The sequence below is a fragment of the Ruegeria sp. AG7 genome, assembly GCF_056541545.1.
Map to the genome: position 1 here is coordinate 60210 of NZ_JBQFYP010000001.1, position 20557 is coordinate 80766.

At 61.0% G+C, this 20557-nt stretch carries 20 protein-coding genes; 9 read left to right on the top strand and 11 right to left on the bottom strand.

All coding sequences use genetic code 11. From position 1 onward, the window contains the following. Positions 1-20: 20 nt before the first annotated feature. The 3 genes from hrpB to ACR0BF_RS00380 all read left to right on the top strand — a co-directional run bounded on the left by hrpB (position 21) and on the right by ACR0BF_RS00380 (position 4692). Entirely contained in the window at positions 21-2474 is a 2454-nt protein-coding gene (hrpB, locus tag ACR0BF_RS00370) for an ATP-dependent helicase HrpB (protein ID WP_480624035.1), read from the top strand. A gap of 191 nt (positions 2475-2665) precedes the next feature. Next, the gene (locus ACR0BF_RS00375) at positions 2666-3124 is read left to right on the top strand and encodes an NUDIX hydrolase (RefSeq protein ID WP_480624036.1); all 459 of its coding nucleotides are present in this window, start codon (positions 2666-2668) and stop codon (positions 3122-3124) included. Positions 3125-3213: 89 nt separating this feature from the next. Next, the gene (locus tag ACR0BF_RS00380; protein WP_480624037.1) at positions 3214-4692 is read left to right on the top strand and encodes an inorganic phosphate transporter; all 1479 of its coding nucleotides are present in this window, start codon (positions 3214-3216) and stop codon (positions 4690-4692) included. A 9-nt stretch (positions 4693-4701) separates the two neighbouring features. Here ACR0BF_RS00380 and ACR0BF_RS00385 read toward each other — a convergent pair whose 3' ends face one another. Further along, positions 4702-5676 carry a 2-dehydropantoate 2-reductase gene (locus ACR0BF_RS00385; RefSeq protein ID WP_480518930.1) on the bottom strand — a complete coding sequence of 325 codons (975 nt, stop codon included), beginning with the start codon at positions 5674-5676 and terminating at the stop codon, positions 4702-4704. A 45-nt stretch (positions 5677-5721) separates the two neighbouring features. Continuing rightward, positions 5722-6717: a pirin family protein gene (locus ACR0BF_RS00390; protein ID WP_480518928.1), complete on the bottom strand. Its 996-nt coding sequence runs from the start codon at positions 6715-6717 to the stop codon at positions 5722-5724. A gap of 273 nt (positions 6718-6990) precedes the next feature. On the opposite strand from ACR0BF_RS00390, the gene ACR0BF_RS00395 reads away from it, so the two are divergent. Both ACR0BF_RS00395 and ACR0BF_RS00400 read left to right on the top strand, forming a co-directional pair. Beyond that, on the top strand, positions 6991-7479 hold the full coding sequence (locus ACR0BF_RS00395) for a peptidase associated/transthyretin-like domain-containing protein (protein ID WP_480624038.1): 489 nt from the start codon (positions 6991-6993) through the stop codon (positions 7477-7479). 3 nt (positions 7480-7482) lie between these two features. Next, positions 7483-8079: a ferric reductase-like transmembrane domain-containing protein gene (locus ACR0BF_RS00400; protein ID WP_480624039.1), complete on the top strand. Its 597-nt coding sequence runs from the start codon at positions 7483-7485 to the stop codon at positions 8077-8079. Between the two features lie 28 nt (positions 8080-8107). On the opposite strand, the gene ACR0BF_RS00405 is transcribed toward ACR0BF_RS00400, so the two are convergent. The 4 genes from ACR0BF_RS00405 to ACR0BF_RS00420 form a co-directional block, all read right to left on the bottom strand. Beyond that, positions 8108-8452 carry a 5-carboxymethyl-2-hydroxymuconate Delta-isomerase gene (locus tag ACR0BF_RS00405; protein WP_480624040.1) on the bottom strand — a complete coding sequence of 115 codons (345 nt, stop codon included), beginning with the start codon at positions 8450-8452 and terminating at the stop codon, positions 8108-8110. Positions 8453-8510: 58 nt separating this feature from the next. Further along, positions 8511-9437: an ornithine carbamoyltransferase gene (argF, locus tag ACR0BF_RS00410; protein WP_480473650.1), complete on the bottom strand. Its 927-nt coding sequence runs from the start codon at positions 9435-9437 to the stop codon at positions 8511-8513. A gap of 75 nt (positions 9438-9512) precedes the next feature. Then, positions 9513-10700: an acetylornithine transaminase gene (locus tag ACR0BF_RS00415; RefSeq protein ID WP_480624041.1), complete on the bottom strand. Its 1188-nt coding sequence runs from the start codon at positions 10698-10700 to the stop codon at positions 9513-9515. A gap of 242 nt (positions 10701-10942) precedes the next feature. Further along, a complete protein-coding gene (locus tag ACR0BF_RS00420) occupies positions 10943-11203 on the bottom strand; it encodes a zinc ribbon domain-containing protein (protein ID WP_480555996.1) in 261 nt (86 codons plus the stop codon). Between the two features lie 74 nt (positions 11204-11277). Here ACR0BF_RS00420 and ACR0BF_RS00425 point away from each other — a divergent pair, with 74 nt between their 5' ends. The 3 genes from ACR0BF_RS00425 (at position 11278) to ACR0BF_RS00435 (ending at position 13922) form a co-directional block, all read left to right on the top strand. Further along, positions 11278-11643 carry a MerR family transcriptional regulator gene (locus ACR0BF_RS00425; RefSeq protein ID WP_480624042.1) on the top strand — a complete coding sequence of 122 codons (366 nt, stop codon included), beginning with the start codon at positions 11278-11280 and terminating at the stop codon, positions 11641-11643. A 52-nt stretch (positions 11644-11695) separates the two neighbouring features. After that, positions 11696-12580: a DMT family transporter gene (locus tag ACR0BF_RS00430; RefSeq protein ID WP_480624043.1), complete on the top strand. Its 885-nt coding sequence runs from the start codon at positions 11696-11698 to the stop codon at positions 12578-12580. Positions 12581-12686: 106 nt separating this feature from the next. After that, on the top strand, positions 12687-13922 hold the full coding sequence (locus ACR0BF_RS00435) for an MFS transporter (protein ID WP_480624230.1): 1236 nt from the start codon (positions 12687-12689) through the stop codon (positions 13920-13922). On the opposite strand, the gene ACR0BF_RS00440 is transcribed toward ACR0BF_RS00435, so the two are convergent. Then, positions 13919-14722: an ABC transporter permease gene (locus ACR0BF_RS00440; RefSeq protein ID WP_480624044.1), complete on the bottom strand. Its 804-nt coding sequence runs from the start codon at positions 14720-14722 to the stop codon at positions 13919-13921. The two genes, ACR0BF_RS00435 and ACR0BF_RS00440, sit on opposite strands and share 4 nt — an antisense overlap. A 126-nt stretch (positions 14723-14848) precedes the next feature. On the opposite strand from ACR0BF_RS00440, the gene ACR0BF_RS00445 reads away from it, so the two are divergent. Beyond that, positions 14849-15418 carry a GcrA family cell cycle regulator gene (locus tag ACR0BF_RS00445; protein WP_267363457.1) on the top strand — a complete coding sequence of 190 codons (570 nt, stop codon included), beginning with the start codon at positions 14849-14851 and terminating at the stop codon, positions 15416-15418. Between the two features lie 210 nt (positions 15419-15628). Here the strand turns inward: ACR0BF_RS00445 and ACR0BF_RS00450 are convergent, their stop codons facing one another. The 4 genes from ACR0BF_RS00450 to ACR0BF_RS00465 form a co-directional block, all read right to left on the bottom strand. Then, on the bottom strand, positions 15629-16303 hold the full coding sequence (locus tag ACR0BF_RS00450; RefSeq protein ID WP_480624045.1) for a class I SAM-dependent methyltransferase: 675 nt from the start codon (positions 16301-16303) through the stop codon (positions 15629-15631). A gap of 145 nt (positions 16304-16448) precedes the next feature. Further along, positions 16449-16943, bottom strand: coding sequence for a GNAT family N-acetyltransferase (locus ACR0BF_RS00455; protein ID WP_480624046.1), 495 nt, complete (start codon positions 16941-16943; stop codon positions 16449-16451). 253 nt (positions 16944-17196) lie between these two features. Next, positions 17197-18273: a DUF2235 domain-containing protein gene (locus ACR0BF_RS00460; protein WP_480624047.1), complete on the bottom strand. Its 1077-nt coding sequence runs from the start codon at positions 18271-18273 to the stop codon at positions 17197-17199. Further along, on the bottom strand, positions 18251-20542 hold the full coding sequence (locus ACR0BF_RS00465; RefSeq protein ID WP_480624048.1) for a xanthine dehydrogenase family protein molybdopterin-binding subunit: 2292 nt from the start codon (positions 20540-20542) through the stop codon (positions 18251-18253). Before ACR0BF_RS00465 ends, ACR0BF_RS00460 begins: the two co-directional genes overlap by 23 nt. Positions 20543-20557 lie beyond the last annotated feature (15 nt).

The following is a 20557-nucleotide window of genomic DNA, read 5'->3' on the forward strand; positions in this document are numbered from 1 at the left end:
GGATCGCGGATAAGGGCCGGATGACCCTACGCCTGCCTATAGACGATGCCATACCCGGCCTGCTGGACACCCTGCGGGCGCAGGGCCGTGCTGTGCTGCAAGCACCGCCCGGTGCGGGCAAGACCACGCGAGTTCCGCTGGCGATGCTGGAGGCGGGTCTGTGCGGCGGCAGGATCGTGATGCTGGAGCCGCGGCGGCTGGCGGCACGGGCCGCGGCAGAGCGGATGGCAGAGACGCTGGGAGAGCGCGCGGGCCAGAGTGTTGGCTATCGCGTGCGGGGCGATGCGAAAGTGTCAAAAGACACAAGGATCGAGGTGGTGACCGAGGGCATTCTGACCCGGATGCTGCAATCGGACCCTGACCTGCCGGGCATCGGGGCGGTGATCTTTGATGAATTCCACGAACGCTCGCTAAACGCGGATCTGGGGTTGGCCCTGTGCCTTGAGGTCACGGGCGCGCTGCGGGACGACCTGATACTGCTGGCCATGTCGGCCACATTGGACGCGGACCCGGTGGGGCGCCTGATGGCCGCGCCGCTGGTTACGTCGGAAGGCCGGAGTTTTCCTGTCGAGATGCGCTGGCTGGACCGGCCCTTGGGGCCTCAGGCACGGCGGCTGGATGCATTGGTCGATCTGGTCGTTGAGGCCGAGCGCGAGACCCGCGCCACCGGTGGCGGGATCTTGGTGTTTCTGCCCGGTGAAGGTGAAATCCGGCGGGCTGAAGCAGCCCTGACCGGACGCCTGCCCGCCAGTTGCACGGTGCGCCCGCTGTTCGGAGCCATGCCCTTTGCGGCCCAGCGCGCAGCGATTTCCCCGGTTGAGACCGGGCGCAAGGTGGTGCTGGCGACGTCGATTGCCGAAACCTCGCTGACGATCCCCGATATCCGGGTGGTGGTGGATATGGGGCAAGCGCGGCGGGCACGGTTTGATCCGGGCTCGGGCATGTCCCGACTGGTGACCGAGCGGGTGACACGGGCCGAGGCCACGCAACGCGCGGGTCGTGCGGGCCGTGTGGCAGAGGGGCTGTGTTACCGGCTGTGGTCAAAGGGGGAGGATGGCGCGCTGGCCGCGTATCCGCCTGCCGAGATTGAAGCCGCCGATCTGACCGGGCTGGCGCTGGAGCTGGCGCTGTGGGGCGCGGATGCCGCCGATCTGGCCTTTCTGACCCCGCCACCCGAAGGCGCGATGGCCGAGGCGCGCGCCCTTCTGGCGATGCTGGGCGCGCTGGACGGCAAGGGGCGGATCACCGAACACGGGCGGGCGCTGGCGGCGCTGCCGTTGCATCCCCGGCTGGGGCATATGCTGGTGCGGGCCGGACCGAGTGCCGCGCCTTTGGCCGCCTTGATGGCCGAGCGCGACCCCCTGCGCGGCGCGCCGGTGGATATCGCCTTGCGGCAAGAGGCACTGCGGGATGTGCGCACCTTTCAGCGCAACCGGGTCTGGCAGGTGAACATGGGCGCCGTGGATCGGATCAATGCCGAGGCCAAGCGGTTGAGGAAACAGGCCGGAAGCAAGACGGATGATCTGAGCGCTGCTGCCATGGCCGCCCTCGCCTATCCCGATCGTATCGGACAGCGGCGCAAGGGCGATGCGCCGCGTTATGTGTTGTCGGGGGGCAAAGGTGTCGTGCTGGACAGCGGCGATTCGCTGGCGGCGGCGCCTTTTCTGGTTGTCACCGACACCGATGGAAACCCGCGCGAGGCAAAAGTGCGGATGGCCACCCAGATTTCGGAACGCGAGATCCGCGAACTGTTCGCCAACCAGATCCATTGGGCCGAGGTTTGCGCCTGGTCAAAACGTGAGCGGCGGGTTGTGTCACGACAGCAGGAGCGGTTTGGGGCGATCACGCTGGACGACCGCATCTGGAAGGATGTCCCGGACGCCGCCGTGGCGCGTGCGATGCTGGACGGGGTGCGCGATCTGGGATTGCGGCTGGACGGGGCCGCCGCACGGCTGGCCGCGCGGGTGGAACTGGTGCGCGCCGACGGGGTGGACCTGCCCGACTTTTCAGTCGAGGGTCTGATGGCCGAGCTGGACGACTGGCTGTTGCCGATGCTGTCCGGTGTCAAAAGCGCGGAGGACTGGAAACGGTTCGACCCGCTGCCCGCCTTGCGCGCGCGGCTGGACTGGACCCAGTCCCAGGAACTGGACCGGCGCGCCCCGGGATCGTTTGAAACACCCCTGGGGCGCAAGGTACCAATCGATTATGGCGCGGCGGTCCCCGAAATCTCGGTTCGGTTGCAGGAGCTGTTCGGAGTGACCCGGCATCCGGTGGTTGGCGGACAGCCCCTGAAGATTACGCTGCTGTCCCCGGCGCAGCGCCCGATCCAGATTACCCGCGATCTGCCGGGGTTCTGGGCCGGGTCTTATGCGGATGTGCGCAAGGATATGCGGGCGCAATACCCCAAACATCCATGGCCCGAAGACCCGACACAGGCCGACCCGACGCTGAGGGCCAAACGCAGGCAGGAATAGACCCATTGCCGTGTTGCTTCCGGCAAGCGGCTCAGGCTTTCGGGGCTGTTGCACGAAATCTCACAAATCACAGTAAATTGACCGAAGAACCGGTCATAATCAGAAATAAGCGGACATTTCATTGAAGTCTGGCATTATTGTTGTTACGTCACACAGGTTTCGAAGACAGAAACAGGATTTGAAGACATCTCATGAGTGCTTGGCTGCGAAATATCTGGGAAGAGGTCGGACGCCCCTTGTTCCTGCGTCCCCTAAGGGTGCAGTTTGCGGCCCTGTGTACACGCAGGCATGAGGATCAGGACGAGGTTCTGCTGATCACCAGCCGCGAAACCGGGCGCTGGATCATCCCGAAGGGCTGGCCTGTCAATGGTCTGGACGGGTTGGAGACGGCCCTGCTGGAGGCGTGGGAAGAGGCTGGCGTGCGTGCAGAAGCGGTCGACAAGGAGCCCATCGGCCAATTCACCTATGACAAGATCTTCAAGGGGGGATCGGCACAGTCGGTCCTGACCCGCGTCTACCGGGTTTCCGTGCGAGAACTTGCCGATGATTTTCCCGAAGTGGATAAGCGCAAACGTCAGTGGTTTTCACCGGCAGAAGCCGCCAAACGGGTGCAGGAGCCCGAGTTGCAGGCGCTGCTGCGACAGATGTAGCCGTTTCGCAACAATTTGATGGCTGCGCGCTTGCCCCTGAACCGGGAAACCGTTAGCTGCGGGCGATCTGCGAAACTTTGACCAAGCCCATGTCTGACACAAATTCAAAACCGCGCTGGCAGTCGCTTGACAGCGACCTGCAACGCATCTCGCGCGTAGAAATCGCCAATCTTCATGTCGCCCGCCCGCTGCTGGCGCCGGGAATTGCACTGGCGTTCATGGTGCTTTCCGGATTGATGGCGGCGGTGCTGTTCGGTCGGGCCGACGGCACCTATATCGTCGTGGCTGCCGCCGCGTTCGGAGCCTATATGGCGATCAACATCGGTGCCAATGACGTGGCCAACAACATGGGTCCCGCGGTGGGTGCGAACGCGCTGACCATGGGCGGTGCCATCGTGATCGCCGCCGTTGCCGAAAGCGCGGGCGCTTTGCTTGCGGGAGGCGACGTCGTCTCGACCATCTCGAAGGGGATCATCGACCCGGCCTCGGTGCAGAACACCAATGTGTTCATCTGGGCCATGATGGCGGCGCTGATCTCGTCCGCCATGTGGGTCAATCTGGCGACCTGGATCGGTGCGCCAGTGTCGACAACGCATTCGGTTGTGGGCGGGGTCATGGGCGCGGGGATTGCCGCTGCCGGTCTGAGCGCGGTGAGCTGGGGCACGATGGGCGCGATTGCCGCCAGCTGGGTGATCTCTCCGGTTCTTGGCGGCGTGATCGCGGCTGGGTTCCTGGCGCTGATCAAGACCAAGATCCAGTATCAGGACGACAAGATCGCCGCCGCGCGGCGTTGGGTGCCGATCCTTGTGGCGGTGATGGCGGCAGCGTTTGCCACCTATCTGTCGGTCAAGGGTCTGAAGCGGATCGTGAAGATCGAACTGGAGGTGGCGCTGCTGATCGGTCTGGGCAGCGGCGTGCTGGTCTGGGCGCTGACGGTTCCCTGGGTACGCCGCAAATCCGAGGGGATGGAGAACCGGACCCGGTCGCTGAAAACCCTGTTCGGCCTGCCATTGGTGATATCGGCCGCGTTTCTGAGTTTTGCCCACGGCGCCAATGATGTGGCCAACGCGGTCGGCCCTCTGGCGGCGATTGTACACGCGGCTGAGTTCGGAGATTTCGCCCAAAAGGTTTCGATCCCGTTATGGGTGATGATCATCGGCGCGTTCGGGATATCGTTCGGCCTGTTTCTGTTCGGGCCCAAGTTGATCCGGATGGTCGGCAGCCAGATCACCAAGCTGAACCCGATGCGGGCCTTTTGCGTCGCACTGTCGGCGGCGATCACTGTCATTGTGGCCAGCTGGCTGGGCCTGCCGGTCAGTTCCACGCATATCGCCGTTGGCGCAATCTTTGGCGTCGGGTTCTATCGCGAATGGCAGTCGGATCGCAGGCGGAAGCAGAACAATGGGAGAAACGCGACAGCGCAGAAGCTGGCCCCCGAAGAATTCCGGCGGCGCAAGCTGGTGCGGCGGTCGCATTTCATGACGATCATTGCAGCCTGGGTCGTGACCGTGCCCGCCGCCGCCGCCATGTCGGCCGTGATTTTCTGGATACTGACCGGCCTCGTCTGACGACCGGGATCAGAGCCTGATCTGTTCCGGGGACAGCGGATGATCAGGCGCGTGTTTGATCAGGTCTGACACTTTTGTGCACAGGGGGGTGGGCACCCCGGTTTCATGTCCCAGCCGAATGATATGGCCCTGAAGGCTGTCGATTTCCGTTTGCCGCTCGGCCATCAGGTCGTAGGCCATCGAGGTCCGGGCGGTGGGGTCGATGGTGAGCATCCGCGCCGCGATCCGGCTGAACAAAGGTGTCGGCAGGCGCAGTATATGCGGCGTCAGCCACGCCGGAAGCGGCGTTGTCGAGGCCACCGGATGCCCGGCCGCCTTGAGAACGGACAGCGCCTCGGCCATCTGGTCGGCCATGAGGTTGCGCCAGTCACGGCTGAGCAGCTGATCCACAAGCGGCAGGCCTGACAGCGCGTTCAGCGCGTTGTTCAGGTTGATCACCAGCTTGCCCCATTGCACCGCCTCGATCCGGTCACTTGCGATAACGGGCAGGTCCGGGCTGCTGAGGGCGGTGGCCAGGTCGCCGGGGCCGTTCTGGATCACAATTTCGCCTGATGTGGCCCGGTGATAGGTGGCGGGGCCGTTCGGGACCACGTTGAAGGGGACCATTCCCGCGCGCACATCGCGACCGGGCAGCGCCTTGCGCAGGGTCGCCGCATTCTCGATCCCGTTTTGCCAGGACAGGACGGGCGCATCCCGACAGGCGGCGTCCGCGATATGACCGGCCATATCCGCCGTTGCCCCGGATTTGACGGTGACAATGACCAGCTCGGCCTGATCCAGGCAGGCGGGATCCGTGCTGAGTGTCAGGGCTTCCGCCGCAACATGGTAATTGAGGCCATCGTAATTCGTGACCGTCAGCCCATGTTCGCGGATGGGGTCCAGTACACGGGCACGGCCCAGCAAGGTCACCGCATGCCCCGAGCGGGCCAGTAAACCGCCGCAGTAGCAGCCGATGCTGCCCGCGCCTGCGATGACAAGTTTCATGATACCCCCTCTGGTATACCAGAAAGGATCACCGCAAACGGACGGTTACACAAGCCCACCCGCCCCTGACGCCGCTCGCGGGCGGGCCAGCCGGGGCTTTGTGCGCTCAAGCTGTTCCGAAATGGCAATAAATTCGCGGTTATCCCCTGCCGGAAGGTGGAACGCGCCACTGACCCAATCGGCGCTTTTCCACTCATGAATCGCCGTCTCGATCTTTTCTTTCGAGGATGACACGAAATTCCACCAGATATAGCGATCCTTATTCAGGGTAGCGCCGCCCAGCAGCATCAGCCGCGCACCCTGCGGACCCGCTCGGGCCGACAACCTGTCACCGGGGCGGAACACCATCATGCGGCCTTCGTCGAATGTGTCGCCAGCAATCTCGATTGATCCTTGCGTGACATAGACACCGCGATCCTCATGGTCGTCGGGCAGCGGGAAAGTCGCGCCGGGGGCGAGTTCAACATCCAGATAAAAGGTCTCGGACAGCATCGTCACGGGGCTGGATTCGCCATAAGCAGTGCCGAGGATCAGCCGTGCGCTGACGCCCTTGTCTTGGATATGGGGCAGCGCGCCTTGCTTGTGGTGTTCGAACTCGGGGGTCATATCCTCATGCGTTTCGGGCAGGGCAAGCCAGGTCTGAATGCCGAACAGCTTGTGGCCTTTACCGCGCGTTTCTTCGCTGGTGCGCTCGGAATGGGTCACGCCACGGCCTGCAACCATCCAGTTGACCTCGCCGGGGTAAATCATCTGGTGAGTGCCGAGGCTGTCGCGATGTTCGAATTCGCCCTGATAGAGGTAAGTGACGGTTCCCAGCCCGATATGGGGGTGCGGACGCACGTCAATGCCGCCTTCGGTGACAAATTCTGCCGGGCCGACCTGATCGAAGAAGATGAACGGGCCAACCAGTTGGCGTTTGACCGAGGGCAGCGCGCGGCGCACCTCGAACCCGCCCAGATCGCGGGCGCGGGGAATGATGAGCGTTTCCAGCGCATTTTTTTCGGAGGCGCATTCGGGGTCATGGGTGGGGTTCCAACTCAATCCTGATCTCCTTTTTTGGTCCTGCGAGACGGCTTCATGTTCGCCCATGCTGAAGGTATTGGGAAAGTATCGCATGAAAAGTGCATTTTTGCACAATGATCGTGAAGTCCCTGGAGCGATTTGCAGATACTCACAAAGGCGTGGAATGGCGTATTTGGCACGCTCCTTCGCGACTCTCGGAATCATGAACAATCGTGCTATCTTTAGACATCGGGTGTCGCCGGTTCAGGGAAGCCAGTCGAAGATGGGATTCAACCGACAGGAGTGGATGCAATGGCCCGACTCGAAATCAACCGCCGCAAGTTTGTTGCGACAGGGATTGGTACACTTGCAGCCGGTATGATCGGCATTTTCACACCTGCGCACGCCGCCGGTCTTGCGCCGACACCGTCGATGCGGGGCGGGTCGAACAATTACAGGCCCGGTGCGCCGATCGTGAAGCGCATCGGCGGCGGCGGGTTCTGGATGACCGGCACCGTGCGGCGCGCGGGCGACGGAGCCCCCCTGCCCGGCCAGCGCATCCAGATATGGGCCCACACGACCGAGGGGCATGAACGTGACCAGCGCAGCCATGGGGCGACACTAACCGATGCGAACGGAGAATTCCGGTTGGAAATGCCTCAGATTGTGCCTGCTTTTGGTCAACCGCACGGGCATCTGGCCTATGACAGCGGTGAATTTGAGACTGTGTTCCTGCGCCCTGTGATGGCGAGCGCAAAGGACAAAACCCTTGCTGCACATTTCGTGCTGCAACCTGTCTGACAGGTGTTAAAGCGCGTTGCGATCTGGGCGGCATTGATCGCCGCACTTCTGGCACCGGTCGTAGCAGCGGCTTTCAGCCCCTATCTGGCGTGGCGAGAGCCGGTTTACATCGTCGCCGGTTTCGCAGGCATCATCGGGATGTGTCTTCTTCTTCTGCAACCCTTGCTGGCCGGGCGTTGGTTGCCCGGACTTTCTCCGGTCAACAGCCGCCATTGGCACAGGCGGTGTGGCTTGGCCCTTGCTGCAAGCATTATGATCCATGTGACCGGCTTGTGGATCACAAGCCCGCCTGATGTGGCGGACGCATTGCTTTTCGTGTCTGCAACACCTTTTTCGACATGGGGGGTCATCGCCATGTGGGCGGGTTTTGCGGCGGCGGCAATGGGGAATTTTCGGCAGCGACTAAACTTGCGGTTTCGGGTCTGGCGCCTGGGCCATGCAGGACTGGCCATGGTAACCATTCTGGGTAGCGTCATTCACGCACTGCTGATCGAAGGTTCGATGGAGACGATGACCAAGGTCGCTCTGTGCGCGCTGGTGGTATTGGTGAGCGTGGGAACACTCGCCAAGTTGCGGATTTGGGAGGTGCATCGGCGTTAAACCACCGAGGAACGCTGCCGGGTCCGCGTCAACCAGCCAAACGCTTTGCATAGGTGGCGCGGGTCATCTCGACATCCTGCACGGTGATGCTGCCGACCTCGGGCATGGTCTGGGCCAGAACGTCCAGAATGATGGCGTTAAGCTCGGCCCGCGTGGCCTCATCCCGGCCGCGCATCAACAGCAGCGTGGCATGCACGAAGGTCTGCGGTTGCGTTCCGATGTAGGAATAGGCAATCGGCGCGGCGCGGATCTTGAGCGCTGAGGCGTCGATTTCATCATGTTTTGCGAGAACGGTATGCAGCCGCTCGCAGATCATCTTGAAATCATGGGTGTCGTCCAGAGATTTGGAGAATTCCAGGGTAACGTGAGGCATTGAATGCTCCGGGGGTCATGAGAGAGCCTGATGGCCCTCTCGAAACTGCAAGTTGATCCTAAACGCCCAGACACCAGCGCATTACGGCCTTTTGTGCGTGCAGGCGGTTTTCGGCCTCATCGAAGATGACCGAGTTCGGGCCGTCCATGACCTCGGAGGTTGCTTCTTCCTCACGATGCGCGGGCAGGCAGTGCATGAACAGCGCGTCGGGTTTGGCATGTGACATGAGTTCCGCGTTGACCTGATAGGGGCGCAGCATGTTGTGGCGGCGTTCCTTGGCGGATTGGCTGTCATGCATCGAAACCCAGGTGTCGGCAACCACCAGATCCGCGCCCTCGACCGCTTTGTGCGGGTCCCGTTCGATGACGACTCTGGACCCCTTCTGGCGGGCAAACCCCATGAACTCCTCTTCGGGGTCAAGCTGGGCCGGGCCGCTGAAGGTCAGATCGAAGCCGAATTGACCCGCCGCGTGCAGGAACGAGGCGCAGACATTGTTGCCATCACCGGTCCAGACCACTTTCTTGCCCGCGATGGGGCCGCGGTGTTCCTCGAACGTCAGCACGTCGGCCATGATCTGGCAGGGATGGGTACGATCGGTCAGACCGTTGATGACGGGCACGTCGGAATACTCGGCCATTTCGGTCAGGATGGTCTCATCGAAGGTGCGGATCATGATCATGTCGACATAACGCGACAGCACACGGGCGGTATCGGCAATAGTTTCGCCGTGACCCAGCTGCATGTCCTTGCCCGACAGCACCATGGTCTGGCCGCCCATCTGGCGTACACCGACGTCAAAGGACACGCGCGTCCGGGTCGAGGGCTTTTCGAAGATCAGCGCGACCATGCGGTCTTTCAGCGGCTGTTCGTCGTCAGGGGCGGCCTTGGGACGGCCCAGGCGCGCCTGTTTCATCGCGCCCGCCTGATCGATCATGGACCGCAACGCGGTGGCATCGGTTTTGTGGATGTCGAGAAAGTGATTCATATCGCTTCGCTTTTGGCTGGTCGGGCGGTGGGGGCCAGCCCCCACACCCCCGGAGTATTTGGGAAAAGATGAAGCTCAGGCAGTTGCGAGCTGGGTTTCGATCTGATTGGCGGCCTTGTCGAGGCGGATCATGGCCTGGGCGATGTCATCCTCGGTCAGGGTCAGGGGCGGCAGCAGGCGGATGACGTTGTCGGCGGCGGGGACGGTGATGACCAGATTGTCATAGCCCGCATTGACCACGTCGATATTTGGCGCCTTGCATTTCAGGCCGAGCATCAGGCCCGATCCGCGCACCTCTTCGAAAACCTCGGGGTGATCGGCAACCAGACCTTCGAGTTTCTGGCGCAACAGGCCGGCCTTGCGGTTGACACCTTCGAGGAAGGCGGGTGTGGCGACCTGATCGATCACGGCACAGCCCACGGCACAGCCCAGTGGGTTGCCGCCATAGGTGGAGCCATGCGTGCCTGCGGTCATGCCGGATGCCGCGTCTTCGGTTGCCAGCACGGCGCCGAGGGGGAAACCACCGCCGATGCCTTTGGCGACCATCATGATATCCGGGGTGATCCCCGCCCATTCATGGGCGAAGAGCCTGCCCGTACGACCGACGCCGCATTGCACCTCGTCCAGGATCAGCAGCAGACCGTGTTCGTCGCAAATGGCGCGCAGGGCCTTGAGTTCGGCGTCAGGCACAGGTCGGATACCGCCCTCGCCCTGAATCGGTTCGATCAGGATGGCTGCGGTATTTTCGGTGATGGCGTTGGTGACACCGTCGAGATCGCCAAAGGTGACGTGGACAAAGCCCGGCAAAAGCGGGCCAAAGCCTTTGGTCATCTTCTCGGACCCGGCCGCTGCGATGCCCGCCGACGACCGGCCATGGAACGAGCCGTCGAAGGTGATGATCTCAACCCGTTCGGGCTGGCCTTTGTCATAGAAATACTTGCGGGCCATCTTCACGGCCAGTTCACAGGCTTCGGTGCCGGAATTCGTGAAGAATACCGTATCCGCAAAGGTGTGTTCGACCAGCTTGTCTGCCAGTGCCTGCTGTTGCGGGATGTTGTAGAGGTTCGAGACATGCCACAGCGCATGGGCCTGTTCCGTCAGGGCGGCCACCAGCGCCGGATGGGCGTGGCCCAGCGCGTTCACCGCGATCCCTGCACCGAGGTCCAGAAAACGTCGGCCATCCGCCTCGGTCAGCCAGGCGCCTTCGCCCTTTACAAATGACAGGGGCGCGCGGTTATAGGTCGGCAGAACGGACGGGATCATGGGATCATCCTTTTCGGGTCGTTTGAGCCTCGTGAGTGATACACGAAGGCCCGGTTCGTCAACAGATTTGGTGAGATTTGTGCCAATTTGGCAGGCACATGGGATCAAACAGGCCGATTACGCAGAGCGGCGTCGGCGTCGGAGCAACTGGATATGTGCGCGTTTGATCATGGCCGCTCTATAGACGTGAAAAGACAGCCTGAAAACCCTATTATTGCCGCAGGGTCAAAATTGCCGCCTGATCATTTCGCCGGGCGCCAGCGGTCGAGCTTGCCCATGCCGCGGGTGAAAGCCCAGGCAAGGATGCGGGGCATGCCTTTGGCGACAAGGGCATCGACGCAGTGAGACTGAAACTCTTCCAGCGATGCGTCGGGATGGCGGAACGCACCGTTTTCGTAACACAGCGAGCAGTAGCGCGTGCTGCACCCTCCGTCGGCTTCGGACCCGCCGCCCTGGGGATCTTTTGACAGCGGCATGCCGCAACTTTGGCATTTGGGACCCATGGTGCTTGTCCTTGCAGAGAATAACTGTCTGACATAGGATCAAAACCATGGAGTTGAGTCAACGGTTTTGAAACATGCGGATCGGGGAACTTGCGCGGCGCAGCGGGCTGAGCCGTGACACGCTGAGATTTTATGAACGCCAAGGGCTGATCCAGTCAGCTCCGGGGCCGGACAACACCAACAGCTATCGCGACTATCCCGAAGACGCGCTGATCACGCTGGAGCAAGTTGCAGATGCACAGGCGGCAGGCATCAGCATTGCAGAGCTGGTCATGTTGCTGGGGCAGTTGGAAGCCGCCGATCCCGACAGCTTTGACGGCGAGGCGTTTTTGCAGGACCGGATTGACGAGGTCGAAGCACGGATCGCACGGGCAGAGCGGTTTTTGAACAGCCTCAAACAAGCCAAGGCGGCGCTGGCTGCCCCTCCGGTTTTGCGCTGAGCGCAGAATTGCGTCTTGCCAAGGCACACGTTTTGGCGCACCGCTTTCGCCCATGTTCACCCCGAAGGCGCAAAATCCTGCTGTGGCCGCAGGGCTGATCTTTGTCGCGACTGCCTTTATCGCGGCGACGACGCTGTTGGCCAAGGCGTTGGGGACGGAGACACTCGGGCCACCTTTGCACGCGATGCAGATCAGTCACGGGCGGTTTCTGTTTGCTCTGCTTGCCATCCTGTCGGCGGTCGCAGTGCTTCGCCCCCGGCTGGGACGGCCCCATTGGGGGCTGCATGTCGGGCGAACCAGCTTTGGCTGGGCCGGGGTGACGTTGATGTTCGCGTCTGTTGCGTTCATTCCGATGGCGGATGCGACGGCGATTTCCTTTCTGAACCCTGTCTTTGGTATGGTACTGGCCATTCCGCTATTGAGGGAGCGGGTCGGCCGGTGGCGCTGGCTGGCGGCGGCCGTGGCCCTTGTGGGTGCGGTGATCCTGCTGCGCCCGACACCTGCAAGTTTTCAGCCCGCCGCCCTTCTGGCGCTGGCTGCGGCGGCGTTTATCGGGATGGAGCTGATCTTTATCAAGAAACTGTCGGGGCGCGAGGCTCCGATCCAGATTCTGCTGATCAACAACACGATGGGGCTGGTGATCGCTACGGTCGCGGTCAGCTTTGTGTTTCAAATGCCTACGCCGCAGCAATGGGTTGCACTGGTGGGGATCGGCCTGCTGATGGCCTGCGCGCAGGTTTGTTTCATCAACGGCATGGCACGGGCGGACGCGTCATTCGTGGCCCCGATCAGCTATGCCACGTTGATTTTCGCCGCGCTGTACGATTTTGCGGTGTTTGATGTGATCCCCGACCGGATCAGTCTGATTGGCGCGGTCACGATTCTGACCGGAGGGCTGATCCTGGTCTGGCGCGAGGCAGTAAACCGCCGGACCTGACAGAAAAAACTGCTCTTGCGGTTCAGGGGCGACCTTTGTGTCGCAAACCCCCATGAACGGCAAAGCAGCAGGCGCATTCTGGGCTGAGTTGATTTGCGAGTTTGTCATGCATGAACGCCGAATACCTGAATGGGTCCGCCACGCGCCTGCCCCATCAGTTCGCGATTTTGGGATTCTGGCCGGGATTGAAGCCATCGTGCGTGGCATCCTGATTTCAGTCTTTCCGCTGGCGATGTACCGGGCGCTGGGCGATGCCTCGTCCGTGTCATTCCTGTATTTCCTGATTGGCATCCTGTCCCTGCTGGTCGGGTTGATGGTGCCGTTCCTGATCCGTTTTGTACCGCGCAGATGGGCCTATTCCACCGGTTGTGTCATGTTCATCTGTGGTGCATCGCTGGCGATCGAGGGCAGCCCCGAGGCCGTGGTCGGCGCATTGGCCCTAAATACCATGGCCACGGTTGTCACTTTCATCTGCTTCAACACCTATGTGCTGGATTACATCAGCAAGATCGAACTTGGCCGGTGCGAGACCAGCCGCATGTTCTACAGCGCTTTGGGATGGACGGGCGGCCCAATGGCCGGTGTCCTGCTGATGGAGCTGTGGCACCCTGCCCCGTTTGTCATCAGTGCCGGTGCAGCGCTGGTCATGCTGGCGCAGTTCTGGCGCATGCGTCTGGGCAATGGCAAGCTGATCACCAAGGCCCGTGGTCCGGCCAACAACCCGTTGGCCTTTCTTCCCCGGTTCTTTGTTCAACCCAGATTGGTTGCCGGATATCTGTTTGCAATGATCCGGTCCTGCGGGTGGTGGATATATGTGGTCTACCTGCCCATTTTCGCCATCCAAAACGGGCTGGGAGAACAACTGGGCGGCATCCTTCTGTCGTGCACAAACGCCATGCTGCTGGCCGCCCCTTTGATCCTGCGCTGGGTCCAGACGCGGTCGCTCAGGTCGGCTGTTCGCATCGGGTTTGCTGCTGCCGGGGGCTGCTTTTTCGCAGCCGGATTGGTCGCGGGATGGCCTGTCGCCTCGGTCGCTGCGCTGGTTCTGGGGTCTGCCTGGCTGATCGTTCTGGATATCTGCGCCGGATTGCCCTTCCTTATGGCCGTGAAACCGTCTGAGCGAACCGAGATGTCGGCGATTTATTCCAGTTACCGCGATGTCTCGGGCATTCTGACGCCCGGTATTGCAGCTCTGGTCTTGCTGGCGGCACCGGTGGCCGGTGTGTTCGCGGCAGGCGGGATTGCTTTGTTTGGGGCATGGGCTGTCTCGGCCCGCTTGCATCCGCGGCTGGGCGAACCCAAGCCTGCCCTGTCGCCCGATAGGCTGGCAGAGCCCGGTTAAGCCTTAAGCCGATAGCCGGTACGCAGCATCTGCCAGGTGATCAGCCCGATGGCCAGCGTGGCAAAACCACAAACCGCCATGCCCAACCACGGAGAGCTGTCGGACACGCCGATCATGCCGTAACGCAGCCCATCGATCAGGTAGAAGACCGGGTTCAGATGGGTCAGGCGGTTCAGGACAGAAGGCAGCGCCTCGACCGAATAGAAGGTGCCCGACAGGAAGGCCAGAGGTGTGACAATGAAGTTGGTGATCGCGGCCATCTGGTCGAACTTGTTCGCAAAGATCCCGGCAAAGAGGCCCAGCGCGCCCATGAATGCGCCACCCAGAACAACAAAGATCAGCGCAATCAACGGGTGCTGGGGCGCGATGGACAGCAAAACCAGCAACGCAATCGAAATCACCAGCGCGATCATCAGGCCACGGGCGATGCCACCGGCAAGATACCCCAGCAGGATCTCGAGCGGGGACAGCGGCGGCATCAGCGTGTCGACGATATTGCCCTGCACCTTGGCAATCACCATCGAAGAGGAGGTATTGGCAAAGGCGTTCTGGATCACCGTCATCATCAGGATCCCCGGTGCCAGAAACACCACAAACGGCACGCCCATGACGTCAGGGCGGCTGGGCCCAATGGCGATTGTGAAGATCAGCAGGAACAGACCAGCCGTGACCAGAGGCGCCAGAACGGTCTGGGTCCAGACCGAAAGAAAGCGCCGGATTTCGCGCTGCGCCAGCGTGTAAAGCCCCATCCAGTTGACCGCTCCAAAGCTGCGTGCGGTCTGTTCTGCGGGATTCTGCATGCTTTGCCCTCAACCTGATTCGAAGACAGCTTGTAACTCGGGCCGCAGTGTTTAGAATAGGGGGCTGAGACGAATTCCCAAGGCGGCCCGAATCCGGGGCCGCTTTCCGCTTTTGAAAGGCTGACGATGTCCTGGACAGACGAGCGCGTAGAACTGCTGAAGAAGATGTGGGGCGAAGGCCAGTCGGCCAGCCAGATCGCCAAGGAACTGGGTGGCGTGACCCGCAACGCGGTGATTGGCAAGGTCCACCGCCTGGGCCTGTCCAACCGGACAGCAGGCGCAGCCCCGGCCAAGTCCGAACCGAAAGAGAAACCGGCACCCGCGCCCAAGGCCGAAGCCAAGCCCAGACCCATGCCAAAGACAGAACCGGCGCGCCCGGCTGCTGCTGCCGAGGCGAAACCCGCCGTTCCGGCGCGCCGCCAGATCATCCCGGCCGGTCAGCCGCTGCCGCCGCAGCCCTCGGCCAACGAAATCAGCCCCGAGGCGCTGGCCAAGGTCAACGAGATCGAGAAGAAAGCCAAGAAGCTGACGCTGATGGAACTGACCGAGAAAACCTGCAAGTGGCCCGTGGGCGACCCCGCGACCGAGGATTTCTGGTTCTGCGGCCTGCCGGTTGAGGCAGGCAAACCCTATTGCGAGGCGCATGTGGGCGTGGCCTTCCAGCCCATGAGCTCGCGCCGCGACCGGCGGCGGTAATTGCGAACACAAATACCTAAATCTTGTCTATGGAACGTGAAAAAGGCGCAGGCGTTTCGCCACGCCTCTTACCGGAGGCGTTGCATAGTCCAGAACGACGCAAGGCGTAACGGGCTCTTACTTAGAAAACACCCTCGCTGAATGCTGCGAGGGTGTTTTAGTTCGGAGCGTCAACTTTGCGGACAATTAGGACACTGGGCCGTCAAAACTCTAGGTGAAAACTTGGTAGTGATATGATGCGCACGGTTGATGTAGGACGCGCTTGCCATCGACGCTTTCGATGACGCTTTCAAAAGTATGCCGCATATCGGAAGCCACTGCTTCGTACTGTGAATACCGGTCAGGATCAGTTCGCACGATCTTATCCAAAAAGTACTCAAAAGTTGGGTACTCCCGGGTCAAAACATACTCATTTTTGGCCAACAAGCTGTAGCTTTGGTCTTTATCGAGTCGATTCAAAACGTTGTGGGAGTTTGTACGCACAGACGTCTCGTCTTCGACCATCCGAACTAAGTCAAACATTGTTCCATACGGATAAGGTTCGACCACATGCAATCGACCGTTTTGCCTCAAAACCCGGCGAACTTCATCGAAGGCGGCTTCGTGCAGATTGGCTGGCACGTGATGTAGAGAAAAGAAGAAACAGGCCAACTGCTGTGAGTTTGTTTCCAAAGGCAAGTTTTCTGCCGTTCCTAGTCGAACATCAACGTCGGGTGGCAAGTTTGATTTCGCATTCGATACTTTGGCGGGGTCAATTTCGATGGCGGTTACATGTGCACCCTCCGCATGAAGTTGCTTTGAGTACACGCCATCCCCCGCTCCGATATCAACAACTGGGCGACCCTTCATCGAATACATGGACCGCAACAGCGCAATATGTGCCATGTGGATAACCTCCAATGCGACGGCGCGCACAACATTTCCAAACTAGCAAAGAAATATAGTAAAGTCCGAATGGGTTCGAACCGGGCATTCTCTGTTAATCTCATGGGGGTCCGCTGAGCGGACAATGCAGCCGTTTGATCTATCGCTATTGGGCGGCTCGAAACATCGGAAACAGGGGTGGGGCTTGGTCGGCTTTGATTAGACCCATCTCTTGAAAACCATAGCGCTTATACAGCGATAGATTTGTAGGGTTTGTCGACTCTAAGTAAGCAGGTCTTCCATCTTCGTCACAGCGTTTGAGGCAGCATTCAAGCAAGGCGGACCCCAACCCTTTTCCTTGGCGAAATGGATCGACCGCAATAAAAGCTAAATGCCAGCAGTCCTCATCCGGATGATAATTGTCCATCTGCCCAAAGGTTTCGAACAACGCATTATGCTTTTCTGGTGAGACCGTCTGCTCAAAACAGGCGACAAGCCGTTCTTCATCGGGGTAAATGCCTGGCGGAAGCCAAAGTGCGCCAGCGGTGAAATCATCGTTTCGAAACGCGCTGCCCTGTTCAAATGCACGCCCTCCAAAGAAGTCCATTACTCGCGGGAAGTGGGTAAGGAAATCGGCAGGTTCAGGATACAGCCAACGCATGAATGGGTCCGCAGAAAATCCAAGAGCAAGTCCGCTTAACAAACTTTCTGCTTCACTTCGGGTTGATGATCTAAACATGGAATTACTTTGGTCGTTCCACCTCGATTTTCAAGTTATAGCATGAGGGCCGCAAACACTTGTTGTCAAATGCGCAATTTATTTTCCTGCTTAAGCAACGAAGGATGACTGCTCCGGGCTCGAACCTGACATTGAAGTGCCGGTGATCTTGGAGTCACTGGCACATGGTTGCCTTTCACTGCGCGGGATGTGTCGGCAGGTTCGGCATCGCCACCCAGCCCGGCAATTCATCCGGCACGACCGAGACATGCAGGCGTTCTGACTGATCCCGCCCGACCTTGCGGTGTTTGCGCAGCAGAAAGATCTTGCCCCAGCCGCGCCAGGTTCCAACCGATTGCGCATGGGCATCCGTCGGGAAACGGGTGCGCCAGCCTTCGGGCATCGGCAGCCCGTGCATCTCGGCCTTGTCCAGCATCCAGATCAACGAGATATTGCTGAGCGGCCGGGCCTCTTCATAGCCGTTCAGCTGGCCGCCGATATCGCCGTGGGTGCCACGGAACCAGACCTGTTCCACATGACCTTTGAAATCGGGCTTGCATCGCCATAGAACCGGCTCGAACACCTCGCGCGTTTCGTCGAGGGCCAGCGCGTGATAGCCATGCAGAGTGGCCGGGCCCAGCTGGTGGTTGTGAAAGGCATGGCGATCCTCGGCCCAGCGCCACAGCAGCGGCAGGCGCAGGCCCAGCGCCTTGACCGTATCCCAGACTCCGACCATCTCGATCTTGACATTGTCATGGCAGAACTTGCGGCGAAAATCGCGGGCGGCGGTGCCGCTGACATTGCATTCATAATGGCGGTAGGCTTGCAGGATGTTCCGCTCGGTCGCGTGTTCGGCCTTGAGCAGGCCGATCATGTCGATCACCCCGGCCAGGCTGCGCACGCCGTAGGCTCCACGGGAATAACCGATGAAATAAATCCGGTCACCGGGCTTGTAGCGTGACGCCAGATAGCCATAGGCGCGGCGGATCTGGCGGTTGATACCCCGGCCCATCATCACGTCCATGGTGGATTTCCAGCTTTCCCACTGCACACCCGCCTCGTAGAACACCGACACCTTGCTGCCCATTTCGCAACACAGGCGATAGGTCTGACCGGCATGGGTTTCGAACCCCGGTTCGAGGGTGGACATGGTGCCATCTAGGATAATGACGTGGCTGATCGGCTCGCGGTGCCGCGTTTCGGCGGAGTGCTCGGACCGTAAGGGCCGCCCGAGCCATCCCAGAACCTTCCTACTTAGCCGCGACAGATTCATGCGTCAGCAATTCCCAAACCTTGTGAGGTGTGAAAGGCATATCCGCCTGCCGCACCCCGTGATCCCAGAGCGCGTCCTGAACCGCGTTTGCCACAGCGGCCAGAGCGCCCACCGTGCCAGCCTCGCCGCATCCTTTCATCCCCATCGGGTTGGAAGTTGACGGCACCGGCGCCGAGGTAAACTTTATCATGGGTACGTCCACCGCGCGGGGCAAGGCGTAATCCATAAACGATGCCGTGAGCAGCTGTCCGTGATCATCATGCACCACATGTTCCGACAGCGCCTGCCCGATGCCCTGAACCACCCCGCCATGCACCTGCCCTTCGGCCAGCATCGGGTTAATAAGATTTCCGAAATCATCAACCACGGTGTAGCGGTCCACACGGGTTTCGCCGGTGACGGAATCGATCACGACCTCGGCAACATGCGCGCCGTTGGGATAGCTGCGGGCATCCAGTTGCGCGCGGGACTCATGCGTCAGCAAGTCCACGCGCGCGTCGGCGCGCGCCATGGCCGCGGCTTCGGTCAGGGTGGGCGTCAGGTTCGAGCCCGGCGCGCGGAATGTTTCATGGTCAAATCGCACATCACTGTCCTCGACCCCCATCTTATCGGCCAGATAAGGCGTGAATGCGGCGATCATCTTGTCAATGGTGGCGAGGGTCGCGGTACTTTGCACCGTCACCGAGCGCGAGCCACCGGTTCCGCCGCCATGGCCAAGCCGGTCGGTATCACCCTGAATGACGGTGATTCTGTCCATCGGGACGCCGGTCTGATCAGACAGGAACTGAGCATAAACCGTTTCGTGCCCCTGCCCGTTCGATTGTGTGCCGACATAAAGGTTCACCGTGCCATCCGCGCAAAACTCGACCTTCGAGTTCTCGGAAGGGTCCCCCAAAATACTTTCGATATAGTAACTAAGACCCTGCCCCCGGATCAGACCGCGTTCGGCATCGGCGGCCTTGCGGGCTTCGAACCCGCTGGTCTGGCTGGCCGCGCGGCGCAGGACCATGTCGAAATCGCCGACGTCATAGGTTTCACCCGTGGCAGAGGTGTAGGGGAAATCGCCGGGTCTGATGAAGTTTCTGCGACGCAACTCCCACGGGTCAAGGCCCAGTTCGCGTGCGGCGCGGTCCATCACGCGTTCCAGCACATAGATCGCCTCGGGGCGTCCGGCGCCACGATAGGCGTCAACCTGCGTTGTCGTGGTATAGAACCCCTCGACCCGGAGATAGGTGGTCTGAACGTCATAGACCCCCATCAGCACCTTGCTGAACAGGCTTGTCTGGATCGCCTGCGCGAAATGGCTGTTATAGGCACCAAGGTTGACTTTGCTGTGGACGCGGTAGGCGGTGATCCGGTGGTCGGCATCAAAGGCCAGCTCGGCCAGAGAGGTCAGGTCGCGGCCGTGGTGATCGGACAGCATTGCCTCGGACCGGTCGGACATCCAGTGCACGGGCTGGCCTAGTTTCATCGCGGCCACGGCCACGCAGAAATATTCGGGATATGGCATCACCTTCATGCCGAACCCGCCCCCCACATCCGGGGTGGTGACACGGATCGCATCCGCATCGAGTTTCAGCTTTTGCGCCAGCTGTGCCTTCATCGCCCAGACACCCTGCCCGCCATAGGAAAAGTGCAGACGCCCGCCAGACCAATCGGCCTGACAGCCCCGTGGCTCGAGCGAGCTGATGATGACGCGGTTGTCGTGCACGTTCAGCGACACGGTGTGGGCGGCGGCCTGAAAGGCGGCCTTGGTCGCGGCCTCATCCCCCAGACCCCAATCAAACGCGCGGTTGTCGGGCGCTTGCGGGTGCAGGGCCTCACCCCCCGCTTTCACGTCCAGCTTGGCGGGGCGTTCCCGGATATCCATCCAGATCAGTTCGACCGCGTCCTGCGCCTGTACCAGCGTATCCGCGATGACAACGGCCACGGGTTCGCCCACAAAGCGCACACGGTCCTTGGCCAGCATATGCCGATCCGGCGCGGCAGAGCCGGTCCCGTCGCGGTTGGTCAAGGTTGCTGCATTCATCACCGTGTCGATGCCCGAGGCGGCAAGATCGTCCAATGTCATGACCAGCCGCACCCCGTCGGCGCTCCGCGCGGATTCAAGATCCAGCGCAGTGATATCGCCATGGGCCACTGGGCTGCGGAAGAAAGCGGCAAACAGCGCATTGCCGGGCACGGCATCGTCCATATAGCGCCCCTGCCCGGTCAGGAACCGCCGATCTTCGGTCCGTTTGACGGGCTGGCTTTTGCCGAATTTTTCCATGGGATGCTCCTGTCG